Annotated in this window: 19 protein-coding genes; 17 read left to right on the top strand and 2 right to left on the bottom strand. The window is 72.9% G+C overall.

Going from position 1 to position 21,556, the window contains the following annotated elements; genetic code table 11:
• The first annotated feature begins 3 nt into the window (after positions 1-3).
• From ftsW to AC3DEV_RS15030, 13 genes are all read left to right on the top strand, one after another.
• Positions 4-1,734 (top strand): putative lipid II flippase FtsW, encoded by a 1,731-nt coding sequence (gene ftsW / locus AC3DEV_RS15090; RefSeq protein WP_301162979.1) that lies wholly within the window; start codon positions 4-6, stop codon positions 1,732-1,734.
• On the top strand, positions 1,731-2,873 hold the full coding sequence (gene murG, locus AC3DEV_RS15085; protein WP_488372602.1) for an undecaprenyldiphospho-muramoylpentapeptide beta-N-acetylglucosaminyltransferase: 1,143 nt from the start codon (positions 1,731-1,733) through the stop codon (positions 2,871-2,873). Before ftsW ends, murG begins: the two co-directional genes overlap by 4 nt.
• A 101-nt stretch (positions 2,874-2,974) precedes the next feature.
• Positions 2,975-4,426 carry a UDP-N-acetylmuramate--L-alanine ligase gene (gene murC, locus AC3DEV_RS15080; protein ID WP_488372624.1) on the top strand — a complete coding sequence of 484 codons (1,452 nt, stop codon included), beginning with the start codon at positions 2,975-2,977 and terminating at the stop codon, positions 4,424-4,426.
• 13 nt (positions 4,427-4,439) lie between these two features.
• Positions 4,440-5,366, top strand: coding sequence for a cell division protein FtsQ/DivIB (locus AC3DEV_RS15075; protein WP_488372601.1), 927 nt, complete (start codon positions 4,440-4,442; stop codon positions 5,364-5,366).
• A gap of 206 nt (positions 5,367-5,572) precedes the next feature.
• Positions 5,573-6,781, top strand: a complete 1,209-nt coding sequence (gene ftsZ, locus AC3DEV_RS15070) for a cell division protein FtsZ (RefSeq protein WP_488372600.1) — start codon at positions 5,573-5,575, stop codon at positions 6,779-6,781.
• Positions 6,782-6,792: 11 nt separating this feature from the next.
• Positions 6,793-7,515 carry a peptidoglycan editing factor PgeF gene (gene pgeF, locus AC3DEV_RS15065; protein WP_154830776.1) on the top strand — a complete coding sequence of 241 codons (723 nt, stop codon included), beginning with the start codon at positions 6,793-6,795 and terminating at the stop codon, positions 7,513-7,515.
• A 47-nt stretch (positions 7,516-7,562) separates the two neighbouring features.
• Positions 7,563-8,291 carry a YggS family pyridoxal phosphate-dependent enzyme gene (locus AC3DEV_RS15060; protein ID WP_488372599.1) on the top strand — a complete coding sequence of 243 codons (729 nt, stop codon included), beginning with the start codon at positions 7,563-7,565 and terminating at the stop codon, positions 8,289-8,291.
• Positions 8,292-8,368: 77 nt separating this feature from the next.
• Positions 8,369-9,064, top strand: coding sequence for a cell division protein SepF (locus AC3DEV_RS15055; RefSeq protein ID WP_488372598.1), 696 nt, complete (start codon positions 8,369-8,371; stop codon positions 9,062-9,064).
• 75 nt (positions 9,065-9,139) lie between these two features.
• Positions 9,140-9,439 carry a YggT family protein gene (locus AC3DEV_RS15050; RefSeq protein ID WP_082923774.1) on the top strand — a complete coding sequence of 100 codons (300 nt, stop codon included), beginning with the start codon at positions 9,140-9,142 and terminating at the stop codon, positions 9,437-9,439.
• Between the two features lie 132 nt (positions 9,440-9,571).
• A complete protein-coding gene (locus AC3DEV_RS15045) occupies positions 9,572-10,603 on the top strand; it encodes a DivIVA domain-containing protein (protein WP_206474311.1) in 1,032 nt (343 codons plus the stop codon).
• Between the two features lie 200 nt (positions 10,604-10,803).
• A complete protein-coding gene (locus AC3DEV_RS15040; protein WP_069389112.1) occupies positions 10,804-11,016 on the top strand; it encodes a hypothetical protein in 213 nt (70 codons plus the stop codon).
• A 284-nt stretch (positions 11,017-11,300) separates the two neighbouring features.
• Positions 11,301-14,510 (top strand): isoleucine--tRNA ligase, encoded by a 3,210-nt coding sequence (gene ileS / locus AC3DEV_RS15035; RefSeq protein ID WP_488372597.1) that lies wholly within the window; start codon positions 11,301-11,303, stop codon positions 14,508-14,510.
• Between the two features lie 13 nt (positions 14,511-14,523).
• Positions 14,524-15,981, top strand: coding sequence for a DNA polymerase IV (locus AC3DEV_RS15030; protein WP_488372596.1), 1,458 nt, complete (start codon positions 14,524-14,526; stop codon positions 15,979-15,981).
• 279 nt (positions 15,982-16,260) lie between these two features.
• On the opposite strand, the gene AC3DEV_RS15025 is transcribed toward AC3DEV_RS15030, so the two are convergent.
• Positions 16,261-17,304 (bottom strand): asparaginase, encoded by a 1,044-nt coding sequence (locus tag AC3DEV_RS15025; protein WP_488372595.1) that lies wholly within the window; start codon positions 17,302-17,304, stop codon positions 16,261-16,263.
• A gap of 162 nt (positions 17,305-17,466) precedes the next feature.
• Here AC3DEV_RS15025 and AC3DEV_RS15020 point away from each other — a divergent pair, with 162 nt between their 5' ends.
• The gene (locus tag AC3DEV_RS15020) at positions 17,467-17,967 is read left to right on the top strand and encodes a WKL family lipoprotein (RefSeq protein WP_069389284.1); all 501 of its coding nucleotides are present in this window, start codon (positions 17,467-17,469) and stop codon (positions 17,965-17,967) included.
• Between the two features lie 51 nt (positions 17,968-18,018).
• Here AC3DEV_RS15020 and AC3DEV_RS15015 read toward each other — a convergent pair whose 3' ends face one another.
• Complete coding sequence (locus tag AC3DEV_RS15015) at positions 18,019-19,029, bottom strand: hypothetical protein (protein WP_244200853.1); 1,011 nt, start codon at positions 19,027-19,029, stop codon at positions 18,019-18,021.
• A gap of 70 nt (positions 19,030-19,099) precedes the next feature.
• Here AC3DEV_RS15015 and lspA point away from each other — a divergent pair, with 70 nt between their 5' ends.
• From lspA to AC3DEV_RS15000, 3 genes are read left to right on the top strand one after another with little or no spacing between them, the layout of a single operon-like run.
• Positions 19,100-19,804 (top strand): signal peptidase II, encoded by a 705-nt coding sequence (gene lspA / locus AC3DEV_RS15010; RefSeq protein ID WP_488372594.1) that lies wholly within the window; start codon positions 19,100-19,102, stop codon positions 19,802-19,804.
• Positions 19,797-20,723, top strand: coding sequence for an RluA family pseudouridine synthase (locus AC3DEV_RS15005; protein ID WP_120285828.1), 927 nt, complete (start codon positions 19,797-19,799; stop codon positions 20,721-20,723). The genes lspA and AC3DEV_RS15005 overlap by 8 nt, the downstream gene beginning before the upstream one ends.
• Positions 20,720-21,517, top strand: coding sequence for a hypothetical protein (locus AC3DEV_RS15000; protein WP_407335900.1), 798 nt, complete (start codon positions 20,720-20,722; stop codon positions 21,515-21,517). The genes AC3DEV_RS15005 and AC3DEV_RS15000 overlap by 4 nt, the downstream gene beginning before the upstream one ends.
• Positions 21,518-21,556: the final 39 nt, after the last annotated feature.

Below are 21,556 nucleotides of genomic sequence, written 5' to 3'. Positions count from 1 at the left end.
GCAATGGCAACCGACAAGGCAGCGCGCCAGAAGCCGGCGCGTGAGAAGCCGGCGCGTGAGAAGTCGGCGCGTGAAAAGTCACAGCACGAGCGCGCGGACACCGAGACGCGACCGGACCTGCTCGGGCGTATCGCCGCACCCCTGGCCGCCATCAATCGCGCGCCCTTGACCTCGTACCACGTGGTCATGGTGGTCACCGCCCTGCTCACCGTCATCGGATTGGGCATGGTGCTGTCCAGCTCCAACGTGCTCGCCTTCTCCGGCGGCGGCACGCCGTTCGACATCTTCCTGCGCCAGGCGCTCTTCGTCCTCATCGGCTGGGTCGGCTTCGTCACCGCGCTGCGCGTCCGTATCGAGCTGGTCCGGGCCGCGGCGTTCCCGCTGTTGCTGGTCGCGATCGGACTGCTCGTGGCCGTGCTGATCCCCGGGGTCGGGTCCGAGATCAACGGGTCGAAGGGCTGGATCGACCTGGGGCTGTTCTCGATCCAGCCCGCGGAGATCGCCAAGTTCGCCTTCATCCTCTGGGCGTGCTCGGTGGTCGCCAAGCGGATGCGCACGGGGTACTGGCTCGATCTGCTCTTCCCGGCCGTGGTCGGCTACCTCGTCGTGGCGGTCCTCGTCGTCGTCGCCCCCGACCTGGGCATGGCCACCGCGGTGACCATCGCCTTCCTGTGTGTGCTGTGGTTCTCCGGGTACCCCACCCGGCACTTCGTGTGGGTCATCGCGGTCGGAGTCGTGGTGTTCGGCGTACTCGCCGTGGCGTTCGCCTACCGCTTCGAGCGGATCCGGACCTACTTCGACACCTTCCGGGGCGACTTCTCCAACCCCCAGGGCGCGGCCTACCAGTCGTACCAGGGCATGCTCTCGCTGGCCGACGGCGGATTGTTCGGCGTCGGGCTGGGGCAGTCCAGCGCCAAGTGGTTCTACCTGCCCGAGGCCACCAACGACTTCATCTTCGCGATCATCGGCGAGGAACTGGGCTGGTTCGGGGCCGCGGTCGTCGTGTCGCTCTACCTCACCCTCGGGTGGGTCGGCATGCGCGTCGCGCTGCGGTCGGTAGACCCGTTCCGGCGCCTGCTCGCCGGCACCGTCACCGCGACGATCGTCATCCAGGCCTTCATCAACATCGGCTATGTGGTCGGCCTGCTGCCGGTGACGGGTCTGCAGCTGCCCCTGATCTCCAACGGCGGCACGTCGGCGGTCGTCACCCTGACCTCGCTCGGGCTGCTCGCCAACTGTGCCCGCCACGAGCCGGAGGCCATCTCCGCGATCCTCAGCTCCCCGTCGCGGCGCCGGCGCAGCTGGCTCGCGCTGCCCGACCCGCGGCCCTACACGCCCGAGCGGCCGGTCCCGGCCTCCGCCACGCCCGGACGGTCCAGCGCCGGCACCCGCCGGTTCGGGGACCCGGTGACCAGGCCGCAGCCGCCGCGGACCGGCGGTCCCGCCCCACGCGACAGGTCCGCGGGCGCCCGCCGTACGGCCCAGCCCGCCCCCGTCCCGCGGCCGCCCCGGGGGACCCCGAGGCCGCCGGCGTACGAGACGATGCCCATCCCCGCCGAGGCCGCGCGGGACCGTCGTCGCGGCGCCACCGCGATGACCGGCCGCACCGCCCGGCCCGTGCGCGGACGGGAGGCCGAGCGTCGCCAGCCGCGTCGCCCGGCCCCTGACGCCGGCTCCCGACAGAGCCCCGGCGCCGGTCGCCCGAGCCCGATCCACCGGGGACGGGAGCGATGAGCGCCCCACGCTCCGGCGGGCCCTCCGTCCTGGTGGTCGGCGGCGGCACCGCCGGTCACATCGAGCCGGCGCTCGCCGTCGGCGAGGCCGTCACCGCCCTCGATCCCACCGCGCGGGTCACCGCGGTGGGCACGCCGCGCGGACTCGAAACCGAGCTGGTCCCGCGCCGGGGCGTCCCACTCGAACTCGTGGACCCCGTCCCGCTGCCGCGCAGCATCGGCGGCGACCTGTTCCGACTGCCGACCCGACTGCTCCGGGCGGTACGGGGCGCGCGGGACGTCCTGCGTCGCACCGAGGCGGACGTCGTCGTCGGGTTCGGCGGCTACGCGTGCGTGCCGGTCTACCTCGCGGCGGCGGCCCCCCTGGGCCGGACGGGCGCCGGCGGGCGACGTCGGATCCCGATCATCGTCCACGAGGCCAACTCCCGCGCCGGCATCGCCAACAAGCTCGGCGCCCGGTTCGCCGTCGCCACGCTGGCCGCCGTCACCGGCTCGGGCCTCGACGCCCGCGTCGTGGGCAATCCCGTCCGGCGTTCGGTGGCCACGCTCGACCGCGCGGCACTCCGCGCGGAGGCACGCGCCGCCTTCGGTCTCGACCCCGACGCCCCCACCCTGCTCGTGGTCGGCGGCTCGCAGGGCGCGCGCTCGCTCAACACCGCGATGGCGGGCGTCGCCGAGGAGTTCTCCCGCGCCGGCGTCGGCGTCCTCCACGCCGTGGGCCCCAAGAACGTCGCGGACGCCCCCCGGGTGCCCGCCGACGCCACCCCGTACGTGACCGTGCCCTACCTCGACCGGATGGACCTGGCCTACGCGGCCGCGGACCTCATACTGTGTCGGTCCGGAGCCATCACCGTCGCCGAGGTCTCCGCCGTCGGACTGCCCGCGGTGTTCGTCCCGCTCCCGCACGGCAACGGTGAGCAGGCCCTCAACGCCCGCGACCTGGTCGCCGGCGGGGCCGCACTCCTCGTGGAGGACGGGGCACTCACCACCGACTACCTGCGGACCGAGGTCCTGCCGCTGCTGCTGGACCGCGGCCGCCTGGACTCGATGTCCGACGCCGCAGTCAGCGGCGGCTCCCGAGACGCGGCGGAGGTCGTGGCGCGGATCGCGCTCGACGCCGCCGGAAAGGCCCCTCGTTGACCGACCAGACCCCGCAGACCGACCAGACCCCGCCGACCCCGTCCGTCCCGCCGACCACGGCGTCCGTCGATGACGTCCCCGCCACCCTCACCCGCGTCCACATGATCGGGATCGGCGGCGCCGGCATGTCCGGGGTCGCCCGGATCCTGCTCGATCACGGCGTCGCGGTCTCGGGCAGCGATGCCCGCGACTCGGCCGACCTGCGGGCCCTGGCCGATCGGGGCGCGATCGTGCGGGTGGGGCACAGTGCCGAGGCGCTCGGGGCCCACGGCGCACCGCCGGAGATCGTCGTGATCTCCAAGGCCGCGATCCCCGCCGACAACCCCGAGCTCGCGGCCGCGAGGGCCGCGGGGATCCCCGTCGTCACGCGGTCACAGGTGCTGGGACACCTGGCACGGTCGGGCCGCTCGATCATGGTCTGTGGCACGCACGGCAAGACCTCGACGACGTCGATGCTCATCGCCGGCATGCTCGCCGCCGGCTCGGACCCGTCCTTCGCGGTGGGCGGCACCGTCCTGCAGTTCGGGACCAACGCCCGCGGCGGCAGCGACCCGGTGTTCGTCGCCGAGGCCGACGAGTCCGACGGCTCGCTCGTCCACTACGACCCCGACGTGGTCATCCTCACCAACGCCGAGCCCGACCACCTCGACCACTTCGGCACCGCCGAGGCCTACTACGAGGTGTTCGACACCTTCCTCGCCCGTATCCCCGCCACCGGCGCGCTGGTGGTGTGCCTGGACGACGAGGGCGCCGCCGAGCGCGCCCGGCGGGCCGCGGCGGCGGGCGTCCGCGTGCTGGGATACCGGACCTCCGACGGGCCGGTCTCCGATCTGCCGGTGTCGGGTGAACTCTCGGAGATCGTCGTCGACTCCGCCGGCACCCGCGCCGACCTCATGCTCGACGGCGTCCCCCACGGCGAACTGCACGTCGGGACCCCCGGCGAACACATGGCGCTCAACGCCCTCGCCGCCCTGCTCGCCGCGCGCGAGGTGACCGCCGCCGACGGGATCGCCGCCAGCGGCATCGGCGCCTCCGGGTTCGAGACCGACGGGTTCCTCGCCGGCCTGTCCGGGTTCGGGGGAGTGGGACGACGATTCGAACCCAAGGGGGAGGCCGTCGTCGGAGGCGGGCGCGCGCGTGTCTACGACGACTATGCGCACCACCCGACCGAGGTCGCGGCGGTCCTCGGCGCGGCGAGGGAGATCGTCGAGACGGACGGCGGTCGACTGGTCGCCGTCTTCCAGCCGCACCTGTACTCGCGGACCCGCATCTTCGCCGAGGAGTTCGGCCGGGCGCTCTCGCTCGCCGACCGGGTCGTGGTGCTCGACGTCTACGGCGCCCGCGAGCAGCCCGAACCCGGCATCGACGGCGGTTCCGTCGCGCGGCACGTGACGGTCCCCGTGCAGCACGTGCCCGACCTGGACTCCGCGCTCGGGGCCGTGCTCGGGCTGCTCGAGGCCGATGACGTGGTGTTCACCCTCGGCGCGGGGGACATCACCACTCTCGGTCCGCGGATCGTCGCCGGCCGGGGTCCGTCGGGCCAGGGTTCGTGAGGAGGGCCGCGCGGTGACCGACGTACCCGGGGACCGTCCGGACGACGCACCCCTCGATGCACGTCCCGGCGGGCCGGACGACACGCCGGATGACGAGCCGGGCCACCCGAACGCCGACGGGGCAGCGGGGGGCCCGGCGTCGGACGCGGGTCCGGAGGCCACGTCCACGGATGATCCGGACCGCCGGCTCGCCGCGGCCACCGTCAGCAGCTCCGACGAGCGGGTCCGGCACTCGGACCCGGCCGTCCGCGCGCGGCTGCGACGGCGTCGCCGACGTACCAACCGCATCTACGCCGGACTCGGGGTGGCACTGGTGGTGCTGCTCCTCGGCTACATCGCCCTGTACTTCCTGCCGGTGTTCTCGGTCCGCGAGGTCAGCGTCGAGGGCACGCGGACGATCCCGTCCGAGGTGGTGACCGAGCGCGCCGCCGTGGTCCCCGGGACCCCGCTCCTCCAGGTGGACGCGCACGCCGTCGCGCGGCGGGTGGCCGGACTCCCGCGGGTCGACCAGGTGACCGTCAAGCGCGACTATCCCTCGGGGCTGCGGATCGAGTTGATCGAGCGCACCGCCCTGGTGGTCGTGGAGGTCGACGGGACCCGGCACCTCGTGGACGCCCAGGGCATCGACTTCGGCCCCGGTGAGCCCCCGCCCGGCACGCCCCTGCTGACCGTGGGGGACGCGGCCGGCGCCGACCTGCCGTCGATCGTCCGCGATCTGGCGACCGTGTTCGCCGAGGTGCGCGGCACGGCGGGTCAGGAGATCGCCTCGGTCGAGGTGGAGACCCCCGCGTCCATCGTCCTCACCCTCGCCGACGGGCGGATCGTGGAATGGGGCGCGGCGGGGCGGGATCACGAGAAGGCCGTCGCCCTGCAGATGGTGCTCGAGCAGCCGGGCCAGATCTGGAACGTGTCGAACCCCGCCCTGCCGGCCTCGCGGTAGCCCGGTCGGGAGCCGGTCGGCACGACACGCCCGCGAGCCTCGTGGACGCGCGGGGCTGCTGGACCTACCGTGTGTGCAGACGGCGGAAAAGGCCTCTGACCAGCAAGTTTAACCCTCAACTAGAGGGTGAGACTTTAGGCTCGCGGAACTTTCGTCGAGACAGCATGCAACCGAGCACGACACCCCCATAGGAAGGCCGGGCCTCGATGAGCTCACCGCACAACTACCTCGCAGTCATCAAGGTCGTCGGGATCGGCGGCGGCGGCGTCAACGCGGTCAACCGGATGATCGACGAGGGGCTCAAGGGCGTCGAGTTCATCGCCGTGAACACCGACGCACAGGCCCTCCTTATGTCGGACGCCGACGTCAAGCTGGACGTCGGCCGCGAGCTCACCCGCGGACTGGGCGCCGGCGCGGACCCCGAGGTCGGTCGCAAGGCCGCCGAGGACCACAAGGACGAGATCGAGGAGGTCCTCAAGGGGGCCGACATGGTGTTCGTCACCGCCGGCGAGGGCGGCGGGACCGGCACCGGCGGCGCGCCCGTCGTGGCCGCGATCGCCCGCAAGCTCGGCGCCCTGACGGTCGGCGTGGTCACCCGCCCGTTCTCGTTCGAGGGCAAGCGCCGCGGAGGCCAGGCCGACACCGGCATCGACCAGCTCCGCGAGGCCTGCGACACGCTCATCGTGATCCCCAACGACCGCCTGCTCCAGCTCGGCGACGCGGGCGTGTCGATGATGGAGGCCTTCAAGACCGCGGACGAGGTCCTCCTCAACGGCGTCCAGGGCATCACCGACCTCATCACCACGCCCGGCGTGATCAACGTCGACTTCGCCGACGTCAAGGGCGTCATGTCCGGGGCGGGCAGCGCCCTCATGGGCATCGGCTCCTCCCGCGGGGAGGGACGCGCGTTCAAGGCCGCCGAGGCCGCCATCAACTCCCCGCTGCTCGAGACCACGATGGAGGGCGCCAAGGGCGTCCTCATGTCCATCGCGGGCGGCAGCGACCTGGGTCTGTTCGAGATCAACGAGGCCGCCACGCTCGTGCAGGAGGAGGCGCACCCGGACGCCAACATCATCTTCGGCACCGTCGTGGACGACTCGCTCGGAGACGAGGTCCGTGTGACCGTCATCGCCGCCGGGTTCGACGGCGGGTCCCGTCCGGTCACCGCGGGCGCGGGACAGTCGCGTCGCGGCCGCCACCACCTCGACGACGACGAGTCGGTCCCCGGCGCCTCCGGCGACACCGGCGGTGCCTCCGAACTCGGCTCGACCCCCCTCGACGGCCGCCGCCGCGAGGAGTCGGCCTACCCGGGTCCCGCCTCCTCGGCCGGCAACGCGGCTCCGGCCGCGGGATCCTCCTCCCACCGCCGTGACGAGGACGACGACATCGACGTGCCGCCGTTCATGCGGCACTGACGGTCCGTTCCATGGCACCCGACGGCACGGGGCGCGTACGCCGGGTGGTCACCGACCGCCGCGGCGGCGCGTCGACCGGAGATTTCGACTCGTTCAACCTCGGCGACCACGTCGGGGACGCCCCGGCGGCGGTGGCCGCCAACCGGGCGCGGCTCGCCCGTCGACTCGGCCTGCCCGCGACCGACGTCGTGTGGATGGACCAGGTCCACGGCACCCGCATCGCCCGCGTCACCCGTCCGACGGGCGGCCCGGTCCCGGCCACCGACGGACTGGTGACCGATCGGCCGGGCCTGGCACTGGCGGTACTCACCGCCGACTGCGTCCCGGTCCTGGCCGCGGACTCCGAGGCCGGGGTGATCGGGGCCGTGCACGCGGGCCGGGTCGGCGCCGTCGGCGGGATCGTCCCGTCGCTCATCGGGGCCATGACCTCCCTGGGTGCCCGGCCCGAGCGCATCACCGTGCTCCTCGGACCCGCCGCGGCGGGGGAGCACTACGAGCTGCCCCCCGAGATGGTGGACGAGGTCGAGGCCGCCCTGCCCGGCAGCCGCGCCCGGACCGTCGCGGGGACCCCCGGGGTGGACCTCCGTCGGGGCCTCACGCGCCAACTCGCCGGGCTCGGCGTCACCCGCGTCGACTCCGACCCGCGCTGCACGATCGCCGAGGAGTCACTGTTCTCCTATCGTCGACAGGGGCGGACCGGGCGCCAGGCCAGCGTGATCTGGCGGCAGCAGTAGAGACCCGGGGCCGGCGCACCCGCCGGCCGGGAGGAGGAAGAGCGGACATGACCGATCCCAGGGCGGACGAACTCGCCACCAGACTCGCCGCGACCCGGCAACGTCTGGACGCGGCGCGGGAGGCCGCGGGACGGACCGATGAGGTCGACCTCGTCGTCGTCACCAAATTCCACCCCGTCACCGACGTCGTCCGGCTCGCCCGCCTCGGGGTGCGCGACGTCGGGGAGAACCGCGTCCAGGAGGCCGCGGCGAAGGTCTCCGATCTGGCCGCCGCCGACGCCGAGCTGGCCGCGGCGGTGCGCTGGAACATGGTGGGTCACATCCAGTCCAACAAAGCCGCTGCGGTGGCCGGGTGGGCCGACCGCGTCCACTCCGTCGACTCGGCCAAGGTCGCCGACGGCCTCGAGAAGGGCCGCGCCCGCGCCGCCGGGGAGCGCGACGACGTCACCCCGCTGCCCGTCCTGCTCCAGCTGAGCCTGGACGGTGACACCTCGCGCGGCGGAATCGCTCGTGAGGACCTGCCCGGCCTCGCCGACCACGTGGCCGGTCTCGGCCACCTGCGCCTGGCCGGGCTCATGGTCGTCCCCCCGCTCGAGGGCGAGGCGAGCGCCCACTTCGCCGACGCCGCCGAGGTCGCGGCCGCGCTGCGCCGCGATCACCCCGACGCGGTGGAGTTCTCCGCCGGGATGTCCGGGGACATCGAGGAGGCGGTCGCCGCGGGTTCGACCTGCGTGCGTGTCGGAACGGCCATCCTCGGCCCCCGACCAGTAGTTTGAGAGCCAGCCTCGCGGGGACACCCGCCCGCGAAGAACACACGCCCGCGACGACCCCGTTACCAGGAAGGTCCCGGAAGATGAGCGCAATCGCCCGGTTCAAGGAGTACTTCGGAATGGCGCCCGTCGCGGCGTACGACGACGAGTACCTCGACAACTACGACCGGCCCGTCCACCACGACGTGCGTGCCCCCCGCGGCATCCACGAGACGGACGACCTCGGCCCGGTCGCCCGCGACCGTCGGGATGACTACGGCTACGCCGCCGACCGGTACCTGGAGGAGCCCGCCCCCCGCGCCCGGATCGCCGACCTCGACCCGGTCGACGAGCGCCCGGTCGCCCCGCGTCGCGGTGACATCGACGAGCCGGCTCCCCGCCCGCGCCGCTACCACGCCGCCGAGGCCGGGGCCCGCGCCACCCTGCGCGGCGTTCCCGCCACCCGCGGCGCCGTCGCGCTCGCGCCCGAGGAGGACTTCGTGGAGGACGGACTGGTGACAGTGCCCGAGACCGTTGTGGAGCGCCCCCGCGGCTTCGGCGACGGCAAGAGCCTCGGCGAGCACTTCCGCGCCGGCCGCGCCGTCGTGCTGGACCTCTCGACGATGGCCTCCGGGGATGCGCGCCGCATGGTGGACTTCGCCGCCGGACTCGTCTTCGGCCTCGACGGCCGCATGGAGAAGGTCTCCGACCGCGAGCGGACCTTCCTCCTGCAGCCCGCCGGCATGGACCTCACCGAGGCCGAGGTCCGCGACGCCGTCAACGGCGCCTTCCGGCGCTGACGCAGCCGACCCCGTTGACCACGGCCGACAGGACGCCGGTGACGGCGCGACGTCGCGGGCCAGTAGGGTTACACCGTGCGTGAAATCCTGCTGGTCCTCTACATCATCACCCAGATCTTCTGGTACATGCTCCTCGCCAGGATCGTGGTCGAGATGATCGCCTCGTTCTCCCGCGGGTGGAGCCCCCGTGGCGTCCTCGCCGTGGTGCTGGAGTGGCTGTTCACCGTCACGGACCCGCCGGTCAAGGCGCTGCGGAAGGTCATCAAGCCCGTGCGCCTGGGCCAGATCTCGCTGGACCTATCCGTGCTGGTGCTCTTCGTCATCATCATCGTCATCCAGGTGATCCTGCGTGGCCTCATGATGAGCGTGGCGTGAGGCCCCGTTGCGGCCGCTGGTGACGCGCGGGCCGATTGTGACTAGATTGGCCACCGTTAAGGTAGTAATGAAGTCGCGGGTCCGGTGCGACAACGCCGGGCCGGCACCCGAGACGACCACGAGGGGTATCCCATGCCGTTGACTCCAGCCGATGTGCACAACGTCGCGTTCTCCAAGCCGCCGATCGGCAAGCGGGGCTACAACGAGGACGAGGTTGACCAGTTCCTCGACCTGGTCGAGACGGAGCTCGCGGAACTCGTCTCGGACAACGAGGACCTCCGCCAGCGGGTGGAGGAGCTCACCAAGGATCTCGAGAAGGCGCGCAAGGCCGCCGACGAGTCCGGCAAGTCCTCCGGCGCCGCCACCGGCGGCTCGGGTGCGGCACAGCAGCCGGCCGCCCCGGCGCCCGCGCCGACCCCCGCGCCCGCACCTGCTGCGGCCGCCGCGCCGACCACCCCGACTCCCGCCGCCGCGACCCCGTCGCTGGGCAAGAGCGAGGACGACGGCGCCGCCAACAACGAGACCCACCTGCGCGCCGCCCGCGTCCTGGCCATGGCCCAGGAGATGGCCGACCGGCTCACCGGCGAGGCCAAGAAGGAGTCCGACGGACTCATGGCCAAGGCCCGCAGCGAGTCCGACCGGCTGGTGGGCGACGCCAAGTCCCAGTCTGATCGCCTGGTCGGCGACGCCAAGTCCCAGTCCGAGAAGATGGTCGGCGACGCCCGCAAGGAGGCCGACAAGATCCTCACCGAGGCCAAGAGCAAGTCCGACGGCATCGTCAAGGACGCCCAGGCCCGGTCCGAGCAGCAGGTCAAGGAGGCGCAGGCCAAGGCCGACGCCCTGCAGGCCGACGCCGAGCGCAAGCACACCGAGATCATGGCCACCATCAACCAGCAGCGTGGCGTGCTCGAGAGCCGGATCGACCAGCTGCGGACGTTCGAGAAGGACTACCGCAGCCGCCTCACCAGCTACCTGGAGAACCAGCTCTCGGAGCTCGGCAAGACCGGATCGGCCGCCCCGGCCGCCCCGGCGGCCACTGCGGCCTCGTCCACCCCGGGCGGCCCGGCGGCCTCGTCCGCGGCCGGCGAGGGTACCGGCAGTGCCGGCGCTCCCGGCTCGTCCGACCAGTCGGCAAAGAAGGACGGCGGTCACCGCGCCGAGTGATCCACTCCGCGTGACCGATGCGGTCCCCGCCCCTGCCCAAGGGTGCGGGGACCGACGTATATTCGGGGTGGGGGACGGGGCCACCGACGGTGCGACCCCCTTTCCCCATCGCACGGCACCTGTGATTCGCGCAGCACCTAAGATCGACCAGCACCAGGATTCGCACAGCACCAGGATTCGCACAGCACCAGGAGGCACGGATGCTCGTCGCCGCGCTAGGACTGACGATCCTCGGTTTCGCCTTCCTCGTGGCCGCCGTCGCGACGGGTCAGATCGGGTGGGCGTGGGCGTGCATCCTCGTCGGGGCCCTGGGGCTGGTCCTGCTGCTGGTCGACCTGGTCCGGGGGCGCGCCGAGCGCGACCGCGAGCCGCGGGCGACCTCGGAAGAGGCGGACGCCCGCGCCGACGGGTAATATCGGAACCTGTCCGGCCGTGAGCCGGACGCGCGGAGATCCGGCCATCACCGGGGAGTGCTCGGAAGAACGGTGGGATCCCGCACGGCGGGGACCGCTCAGTAGAACCGAACGGGGGAGCCCGTCACAGCCCGACCCACGAGTGGGCGTCGCACGTCGTCGCCAAACGGGGTGGTACCGCGGACGGAACGCGCCAGACGCGATCCGGTTCGTCCCCGAGCGCAGGCCTGACGGCCCCACGGATGCGAACTCGTGCGGGCCCCGTACGCGAGGAGTCCGCCCAGATGAGCACCGAACCCGTAGCGACCGAGCGCGCCGACGGCGAGCCCGCTGCCACCGGCAGCGCGTACCCCGTGCTCGATCTCGCCGGGGGCGCCACGTCCCAGACGCCGTCGTTCCCCGCCCTCGAGGAGACGGTCCTGCAGCGGTGGGACGAGCGCGACACGTTCCGCGAGTCCATCCGTAACCGTGCGGACGCGCAGGAGTACGTCTTCTACGACGGGCCCCCGTTCGCCAACGGCCTGCCCCACTACGGTCACCTGCTCACCGGGTACGTCAAGGACGTCGTCCCGCGTTACCGCACCATGCGTGGGTACAGGGTCGAGCGCAGGTTCGGCTGGGACTGCCACGGCCTGCCCGCCGAGCTCGAGGCCGAGAAGCAGCTCGGTATCACCGAGAAGTCCCAGATCCTCGACATGGGCCTGGCCGAGTTCAACAACGCCTGCGAGATGTCGGTGCTGCAGTACACCGACGAGTGGGAGAAGTACGTCCACCGCCAGGCCCGCTGGGTGGACTTCGAGAACGACTACAAGACCCTCGACATCGACTTCACCGAGTCCGTGCTGTGGGCCTTCAAGCGGCTCTACGACAAGGGGCTGATCTACAAGGGCTTCCGCGTGCTGCCGTACTCCTGGTACGAGCAGACGCCACTGTCCAACCAGGAGACCCGCCTGGACGACGCCTACAAGATGCGTCAGGACCCGGCCGTCACCGTCGGGCTGCCCCTGGAGGCCCCGCAGGACAGCCCGTTCCACGGCGCCGAGGCACTGGTGTGGACCACCACGCCGTGGACCCTGCCCTCCAACCTCGCCGCCGCCGTCCACCCCGAGATCGACTACTCGGTGGTCCGGGTCAACTCCGGTGAGTTCGCCGGGCGGATCTTCGTCCTCGCCGAGGCCCGTCGCGGCGTCTACGCCGCCGAGTTCGGTGAGGACGCGGAGGTCGTGACGACCGTCAAGGGCTCCGAGCTTGTGGGCCTGCGGTACACCCCGCCGTTCGACTTCTTCGCCGGTCACGCGGGTGCCCACGTGGTGCTCTCGGCCGACTACGTCACCACCGAGTCCGGTACCGGCGTCGTCCACCTCGCGCCCGCCTTCGGTGAGGAGGACAAGGACGCCTGCGACGCCGCCGGGATCGAGCTCGTCATCCCCGTGGGCCCGGACGGCAAGTTCACCGCCGAGGTCCCGCCGTACGCCGGGCAGCTCGTCTTCGACGCCAACGCCCCGATCTCCCGCGACCTTCGGGCCGACGGCCGGCTGATCCGCCACGAGACCATCGAGCACTCCTACCCGCACTCCTGGCGCTCCGGTCAGCCGCTCATCTACATGGCGCTGCCCGCGTGGTTCGTCAAGGTCACCGCGTTCCGGGACCGCATGGTCGAGCTCAACCGCGAGCACATCACCTGGATGCCGGAGCACGTGCGCGACGGCCAGTTCGGCAAGTGGCTCGAGGGCGCCCGCGACTGGAACATCAACCGCAACCGCTACTGGGGCGCGCCGATCCCCGTATGGGAGTCCGACGACCCCGCCTACCCGCGGGTCGACGTCTACGGGTCCCTCGACGAGTTGGAAGCCGACTTCGGCGTCCGGCCCACCGACCTGCACCGCCCGTACATCGACGAGCTGACCCGGCCCAACCCGGACGACCCGACCGGCAAGTCCACCATGCGCCGCATCCCGGACGTGTTCGACTGCTGGTTCGAGTCCGGGTCGATGCCGTTCGCCCAGGTCCACTACCCCTTCGAGAACAAGGAGTGGTTCGAGACCCACAACCCGGGTGACTTCATCGTCGAGTACAACGGGCAGACCCGCGGCTGGTTCTACACGCTGCACGTGCTGGCCACCGCGCTCTTCGACCGGCCGGCGTTCACCCATGTCGCCGCCCACGGGATCGTCCTGGGCAACGACGGTCTCAAGATGAGCAAGTCCAAGGGCAACTACCCGGACGTCAACGAGGTGTTCTCCCGCGACGGCTCGGACGCCATGCGCTGGTTCCTCATGAGCTCGCCGATCCTGCGGGGCGGCAACCTCGTGGTGACCGAGCAGGGGATCCGCGAGGGCGTGCGGCAGGCCATGCTGCCGCTGTGGAACTCCTACAGCTTCTTCCAGCTGTACGCCTCACGGCGGGCCACCTGGCGTACGGACTCGGAGCACGTGCTGGACCGCTACATCCTGTCCCGCCTGGCCTCGACGCGGGACGCCATGACCGAGGCGCTGGACGCCACCGACATCGCCGCGGCCTGCGACGAGCTGCGCCTGTTCGCCGACGCCCTGACCAACTGGTACGTCCGCCGGTCGCGCTCCCGGTTCTGGGCCGGCGAGGACAGCGGCCAGGATTCCCGCGACGCCTTCGACACCCTCTACACGGTGCTCGAGACCACCATGCGCCTCGCCGCGCCGCTGCTGCCGCTGATGAGCGAGGTCGTGTGGACCGGGCTCACCGGCGAGGAATCGGTGCACCTGGTGGACTGGCCGGCCGCCGATGAGCTGCCGCACGATGCCGACCTGGTCGAGGCGATGGAGGCCGTGCGCGACGTGTGCTCCACCGTGTCCTCGATCCGCAAGGCCAAGCACCTGCGGGTGCGCCTGCCGCTCAGCTCGCTCACGGTGGCCATGCCCGACGCAGAGCGGCTCCAGCCGTTCACCGGTCTCATCGCCGACGAGGTCAACGTCCGCGAGGTGCGCCTCACCAGCGACGTGGCCACTCACGGGCGGATGGAACTGGCGGTCAACGCGCGCGCTGCCGGCCCGCGGCTGGGCAAGCAGGTCCAGGCCTGCATCAAGGCCGCCAAGTCCGGTGACTGGACCGAGACCGACGGCGTCGTGGTCGCCGGCGGCGTCGAGCTGCAGGAGGGCGAGTACGAGCACCGGCTCGTGGCCGCCGATCCCGAGTCCACGTCGGCGCTGCCCGGCGGTGCCGGCCTGGTCGTGCTGGACCTGACGGTCACCGAGGAGCTCGAGGCCGAGGGCTGGGCCAAGGACCGGATCCGCGAGATCCAGGAGGCCCGCCGCGGTGCCGGTTTCAACATCTCCGACCGCATCCGGGTGCGCATGGAGGTGCCGGCCGCCCGCCGTGAGTGGGCGGACCGTCACGCGCAGCTCATCGCCGGCGAGGTGCTGGCCACCGACTTCGCCGTGGTCGACGCACTGGATCCGGCAGACGGGGACCCGGTCGAGCTCGCCGAGGGCGTCCGGATGACGCTGGCTCGGGTCTGACCGGCGGCTCGTCATGGGTGGCGGGCAGGATCGCTGGGTCCTGCACGTGGACATGGACGCGTTCTTCGCGTCCTGCGAGCAGCTGACCCGGCCGACCCTGCGGGGTCGGCCGGTGCTCGTGGGCGGTCAGGGCGGCCGCGGTGTGGTGGCGGGGTGTTCCTACGAGGCGCGAGCCAAGGGTGCCCGCTCGGCCATGCCCTCACACCAGGCGCGTCGACTGGTGGGGCCGGGCGCGGTGTTCGTCTCGCCGCGGATGCCGGTCTACCGGGTTCTGAGCCGCCGGGTGTTCGAGGTGTTCGCCGAGCACGCGCCGGTCGTGGAGCAGATCTCCGTGGACGAGGCCTTCCTCGAGCCGCCGGAGCTGCGGGGCGCCGACGCCGACCGCACCCGACAGTGGGCGCAGGAGTTGCGTGCCGCCATCCGTGCGGCGACCGGGCTCCCGGCGTCGGTGGGGGCGGGGGCGGGCAAGCAGTACGCCAAGATCGCCTCGGAGCTGGCCAAGCCGGACGGTGTGGTGGTGGTGCCGCGCCGCGACCACGCCGAGGTGATGTTCCCGTTGCCGGTGCGGAGCCTGTGGGGTGTGGGCCCGGTGGCGGGGGAGCGGCTGGCGCAGTTCGGGGTGGCGACCATCGGTGACCTCGCGGCGATGGACGACGACGACGTGGCCCACGCGCTCGGCAAGACGGTCGGCCCGGCGATCGCCCGGATCGCGCGGGGGTACGACGACCGGCCGGTGCACGAGCGGGCCGAGGCCAAGCAGATCAGCGCCGAGAGCACGTTCGCCGCCGATCTCACGACGTCGGGTCAGGTCGCGGCCGCGGTGCGGCGGGCGGCCGAGGCGGCGCATCGCAGGCTGCTCTCCGACGGCCGTGCGGCGCGGACGGTGACGGTCAAGGTCAAGCGCTCGGACTTCACCTCGATCACCCGCTCGTACACGTTGCCGGTGGGCACCACGTCGCTGGAGACGATCATCGGGGTGGCGCGCTCGCTCGCCCCGGACCCCGTCGACTTCGGGGCGATCCGCCTGCTGGGCGTGGGGGTGTCCGGCCTCACCGATCACTACCAGGACGCGCTGTTCGAGCAGGAGTTCGTCCCCGTGGACCGGTCGGGACACGACGACGACGACGAGGACCTGCCCGACATTGTGGGGGTGGGCACCACCGTCACCACCGACGAGTCCGAACCGGGCGACGACGTGACCGGACCCGCGGACGAGGGGACGGCCGACGGACGGGCGGCGGAGGAACTCCCGGCGATCGGGGCGTGGCGGCAGGCCGGGCACCGGCGTTTCGAGACGGGTGCGGATGTGCGACACCCGGAATTCGGGCACGGCTGGGTGCAGGGATCGGGCCACGGCCGGGTGTCGGTCCGGTTCGAGACGGCGGCGACGGGCCCCGGTCGGATGCGCACATTCGCCGAGGACGATCCGGACCTCGAGCCCGCGGACCCGCTGGACTCCCTGGGGTGGTGACCCGGCGGCCCCGCGCCGCCCCGCCAATGCGCGGCCCTGCTGCAGCCGCTCCTCGGGATGGCGCCTCGCCCCCGCCGACGCCCGGCCCTGCTGCAGCCGCTCCTCGAGATGGCGCCTCGCCCCCGCCGCGGGGCACGCGAGACGCCATGGGCGCGTGCGGCTGCGGCGGGGCGGGCAGGGCGCCAGCACACCCCCGGCTGACCGCGCTGCCTCTCTGCCCTGCGCGGTGTGAACGCCCGCCGGCACCCCACCAGCCCCGCAACCGGCGACGTCTGCTCGTCAGCTGTAGAGGTGGTAGCGCCCCCACTGTCGGCGCACCTCTGCGGCCGCACCGTCGCCGTCGGCGCCGACTGCACTGCTCGCGGTGGACAGGAGCGCGGCCAGGAGGACCCGGGCCTGCCCGGATCGCAGGTATCCGCAGCTCAGCACGCCACGAGCGGCGAGCTCCGCGCCACCGCCCGGGCCGCCGTAGGTCGAGGTCGCCTCACCCCGCGGCACCCGGCTGGACGCCACCACCACGATGTCCGGCCGGTCGTCCGCCAACCGTGCGACCGCGTCCGCGACGAGCGGGGGCAGGTTGCCGGATCCCGACCCCTCCAGGACCAGTCCGCGCGCCCCGGCCTCGACACACGCGTGCACCGCGACCGCGTCCGCGCCGGGCGGGCACGCCACGACGTCGACGCGGGTGTCGGCGAACCGGGCCCGGCCGGGGAGGGTGGGGCGTTCGAGCTCCGGGGGCAGGTCCTCGACCGGATGCTCGGGCGAGTTGCGGGCGAAGGCGACGGGATCGGTCGTGTGCCACTTGCGCACGCCGCGGGCCTGCAGGATGGCCCGGCCCAGGACCACCAGCACCCCCAGGTCGCGGGAGACGGGGTCGGCGGCCAGCAGGACCGCGTCCAGGAGATTGGCGGGCCCGTCGGCCTCGGGGTGGTCGGCGGGACGCTGGGCCCCGGTGAGCGCGACGGGCCGCGGGTCGTCGTGGTGCAGATCGAGGGCGATGGCGGTCTCCTCGAGGGTGTCGGTCCCGTGGGTCACCACGACCCCCGACACCGCCGGATCGGACAGCACGTCACCCACCGCGTCGACCAGCAGGTCCCACTCGGCCGGGCCGAACGTGGAGGAGTCGGCGTCGAGCACGGCGCGCGCGCTCACGGTGATCTGGTCCGGCAGCACCGCCCGCAGGCCGTCGAGCATGGCCTGCGTCGCGGGGTCGGAGTCCCCGGCCACCACCGCTCCCTCCGGCGTGGTCGAGGCGGTGATCGTGCCTCCCGTGGTGCAGATCACGATGTGGGGGGTATCGGTGCTGGTCTCGGCGCTGGTCACCCGCTCCACAGTGGTGTGCGGGCGGCCCGGCGTCAACCATCCCGGCCGCTGACGATGGAACAATGGCTCATCGATGTTCGTTGGGCCGGTGACCCGGCCCGGAGCCATGCCCGGCTCGGTACCGCATGCCCGGTGCCGCACATCTCGACGAAAGGACCCCGCGTGAGTCTTCGACGGACCATCGCCGCAGTCTCCCTGTCCGCCTTCGCACTGGGCGGCCTCGCCGCCTGCGGAAGTGACGACGACGGCCCCGGGCCCCGGGGCACAGCAGCCCCCGCGCCCACCACCAGCGCCCAGGAGACCACTATCCCCACCGCCGAGGAGCTGACCCAGCTGCTCGACCGGGCCTCCGACCCCGCGGTGCCGGTGGAGGAGAAGGTTGACCTGGTGGAGGGGGGCGCGGAGGCGCCCGAGATCTTCGACCAGATCGCCGCCCTCAAGGCCGAGCAGGGCGCCGACGTGACGATCACCGGCGCGGCGGAGGGGGACATCCCCGGCACGCTCATCGCCAACGCGGTGATCTCCCAGCCGGGCCAGGAGGACATCAACGTCCAGGCCCAGTTCATCAACCAGGGTGGTCAGTGGCAGCTTCAGAAGGCGTTCGCCTGCGCGCTCATCACCAACGCCGGGCTGGAGCCGCCGGCCACGTGCGCCGCGGCCTGACCGCACCTCAGCGCGCCGTCGGCCCGGACTGACAGCGAGGCCTGACCAGCGTCAGTCCACGCTGCGGAACCGCAGCACCGAGTCCTCGTCGTAGGTCGTGCGTCGTCCCGAGTCGGGATCGACGTAGACGGCCCGCGTCGAGGACTCGGTCGTTCCGCCCACCGGCACCGGGGCTCGTAGGTCCACCATGAGCTCGCCCGAGCCGGTGACCTCGTAGGACTCCACGTCGAGGGTGACGCCCGGCCCGCCGTCGGGTGCCGGGGCGGCCAGGGTGCCCGCCGGGTCGGGAGCGGTGGTGCTCGACCGGACGGTGGCGACGTCGCCATCGACGTCGACGAGTTCGTAGGTGGTGACCCTCGTCGGGGCCACGGCGTCGTCGACCCGGCGGGTGACGGTCCAGCGGGCGCCGACGCCGATCTCCTCGGTGGGGAACGCCACTGTCGCGTCCGACACCGCGTTGGCGGTGATCTCCACTCCGGCGCGGGCGGCGTCGGTGGCCCCCGAGGGGGCCGCCAGCGACAGTTCCCGGACGATGCCGTCGGCACTGCGGGTCCAGGTGACGGTGAACCCGGGGGCGGTGGAGAACTGGGCGTTGCGGAGTTCGTCCACGGACGTGAACTCCCGCGCGGTCACGGTCGCCCGCTGCGCGCCGTCGACGTCGGGCTCCGATCGTCCCTCCACGGTGAGGGTCTGCGCCGGGGTGTCGTCGGTGCGCGGCTCGGCTCCCGGGACCTCGGTCCGCGAGTTGGCGGAGCGGGTGATCGCCACGACCGACGGTTCGCGCGAGGGGGCATAGGCCAGGACTCGCCGCTCGCCCTCGCCGGCGTCGATGAGGTCGACGACCGGGGCGGGACCGGGGTCGACGGTCACCTCGGGTTCGAGGGCATCCGTCCCCTCTGCGGCGGACGAGCCCGGGCCGCCGTCGGCGGGGTCCGCGGCATCGTCCCCGGCGCACGCGGAGGTGCCGGCCACGAGCGTCACGGCCAGCGCCGCCGCGAGGAGACGGTGACCGCGACGAGCGGTTCGGGAGGGGCCGGGGGAGACGGTCGATCGCGGGTCCACGGCCCCGAGCCTAGAGGGTCGCCCACCCGGCGCCGTCGGGCCCGCGGCCGGATCAGGGATACTGGAGCCCATGACGGAGACCAACGGGACGCCGCCCGACGCGTCGGGGCCCACGCCCGGCAGCGCGGCGCCACAGGGTGACTCACCCGCGAGCACTGCGCCCCACGACCCCGCGCCTCACAACCGTGCGCCCCACTACTTCCGGGGCGGGCCGGTGGTCATGCTGGTGATCGCCGCGCTGATCGTCGCCGTGGACCAGATCGCCAAGGTCCTGGCCGTGGCGAACCTGGAGGACTCGAGGCCCATCGAGCTCATCGGCGACACGGTTCGTCTGGTCCTGCTGCGCAACCCGGGCGCCGCGTTCTCCATGGGCACCGAGTTCACGGTGGTGTTGAGCATCGTCGCCACGGTCGTGGTGGCCGGCCTGCTGTGGTTCTCCCGCAGGGTCCACTCCCGGTGGTGGGCGTGGGGCCTCGGACTGATCCTGGGCGGCGCCGCCGGAAACCTGGTGGACCGCTACTTCCGCGCGCCCGGCATCCTGCAGGGCCACGTCGTGGACTACATGGCCGTCGGCTGGTGGCCCGTGTTCAACGTGGCCGACGCCAGCCTGGTTACCGGCGTGATCGTCGTGGCCGTGGCCGTGTTCCGCAACGTCGACTTCGACGGCTCGCGGGTGTCCGAGACGCTCGCCGGCGACAAGAAGGCCCCTGCCGGCTCCGCCGCCCCCGCCGACGAGAAGGACCCCGCCGATGAGAAGGACCCCGCCGATGGGTGAGGTCCGCACCTTCCCCGTCCCCGACGGGCTCGACGGCATGCGCGTCGACGCCGGTGTCTCCCGCCTCCTGGGCATCTCGCGGACCGCGGTCGCCGACCTGGCCGGCGAGGGCAAGGTCCTGCTCGACGGGCACACCGTGGGCAAGTCCGACAAGCTCACCGGGATGTCCTGGATCGAGGTCGAGATGCCCGAACCGCGGGCCGAGCCCGCCGTGGTCGCCGAGCCGGTCGAGGGGATGGCGGTCCTGTACTCGGACGCGGACATCGTCGTCGTCGACAAACCGGTCGGTGTCGCCGCGCACGCGTCCGTCGGCTGGACCGGCCCCACGGTGATCGGCGGCCTGGCCGCCGCCGGGTACCGCATCTCCACCTCCGGCCCGCCGGAGCGCAAGGGGATCGTCCACCGCCTGGACGTCGGCACGTCCGGACTGATGGTGGTCGCGGCGTCCGAACGGGCGTACACGCTGCTCAAGCGGGCGTTTCGCGACCGGACCGTCGACAAGACCTACCACGCGCTGGTGCAGGGCCACCCCGATCCGCTGTCGGGGACCATCGATGCGCCGATCGGCCGGCACACCTCGTCGGACTGGCGCTTCGCCGTCACCTCCGACGGCAAGCACTCGATCACCCACTACGACACCCTCGAGGCGCACCAGGCCGCGACGCTCGTCGAGGTCAAGCTCGAGACCGGCCGCACCCACCAGATCCGCGTGCACTTCTCCGCGCTGCACCACCCGTGCGCGGGCGACCTCACCTACGGCGCCGACCCGGTCCTGGCCAGGCGGCTCGGCCTCGAGCGGCAGTGGCTGCACGCGGTGGGGCTGGGCTTCGAGCACCCGGGCACCGGCTCGCGCGTCGACTTCACCAGCACCTACCCCGACGATCTCCAGCACGCGATCGACGTCCTGCGCTCGGCATGACCCTCGCCGCGCGGGTGCTGAAGATCGCCGGCGTGGGGGTCGTGATCGTGGTGGCGTTGGTCACGATCCTCACCGCGCTGCGCACCGACCCGCCCCGGAGCCCCGGCGTCATGACCGACGCCCTGGGACCCGAGGACGGCGAACGCGTCGACGACTACCTCGCCCGCGCGGCCGACTCACTGGTCACCGCGGGCGGCGGGGGGGATGCCGCACGGGGTTCCGGCGGAGATGATGACGACGACGACGACGACAAGGCCCTCGCCTCCGCCCCCGACGCCCGTCGCTGGGCCCTCGTGACCGCAGGCTGGGCGTGGACGGTCCCCGAGGCGGTCGGCGTGGTCCGGGAACTGCCGCGCGTCTCGGGGCTGTACGTGCAGGTGCCGGTCGACGGGGTCGCCATGCCCGTCACCGGGGTGACCCTGGCCGAGCCGGTGGCGGGGGAGTCGGGCCGCGAGCCCGTCTTCCACCGCGGTCTCGAACAGGTGACCCGGCGGCTCGAGGCCGGACCGCCGACCGGGCCCGGGGTGCCACAGCCGCCCGACGCCGGGCGGGCCGCCGCCACCGCCGCCCTCACCGTCTCGCGGATCCGTGCCGGAGAGCCGGCGATCATCGGGTTGCTCGCCCGCGGCACCACCGAGCAGTTGCGCGCGGTGGCCGACCAACCGTGGGTCCGCGCGGTCGAAGCACTGCCGCCGGACGCAGTATGGGAACGCTTCGCCGTCCGGCCGCTGCAGCCGCAGCAGGTCGACGCGGCCTTCCCGCTGCCGGATGACGGCCCGGTCCCGGCCGCCTGAGCCCCGCGCGCCCACCGACGGCACCCACCCCCAAAAGGG

This window comes from Dietzia sp. IBK-p2-15D (assembly GCF_057773105.1).
This window is presented reverse-complemented; position numbering and strand designations above follow the sequence as displayed.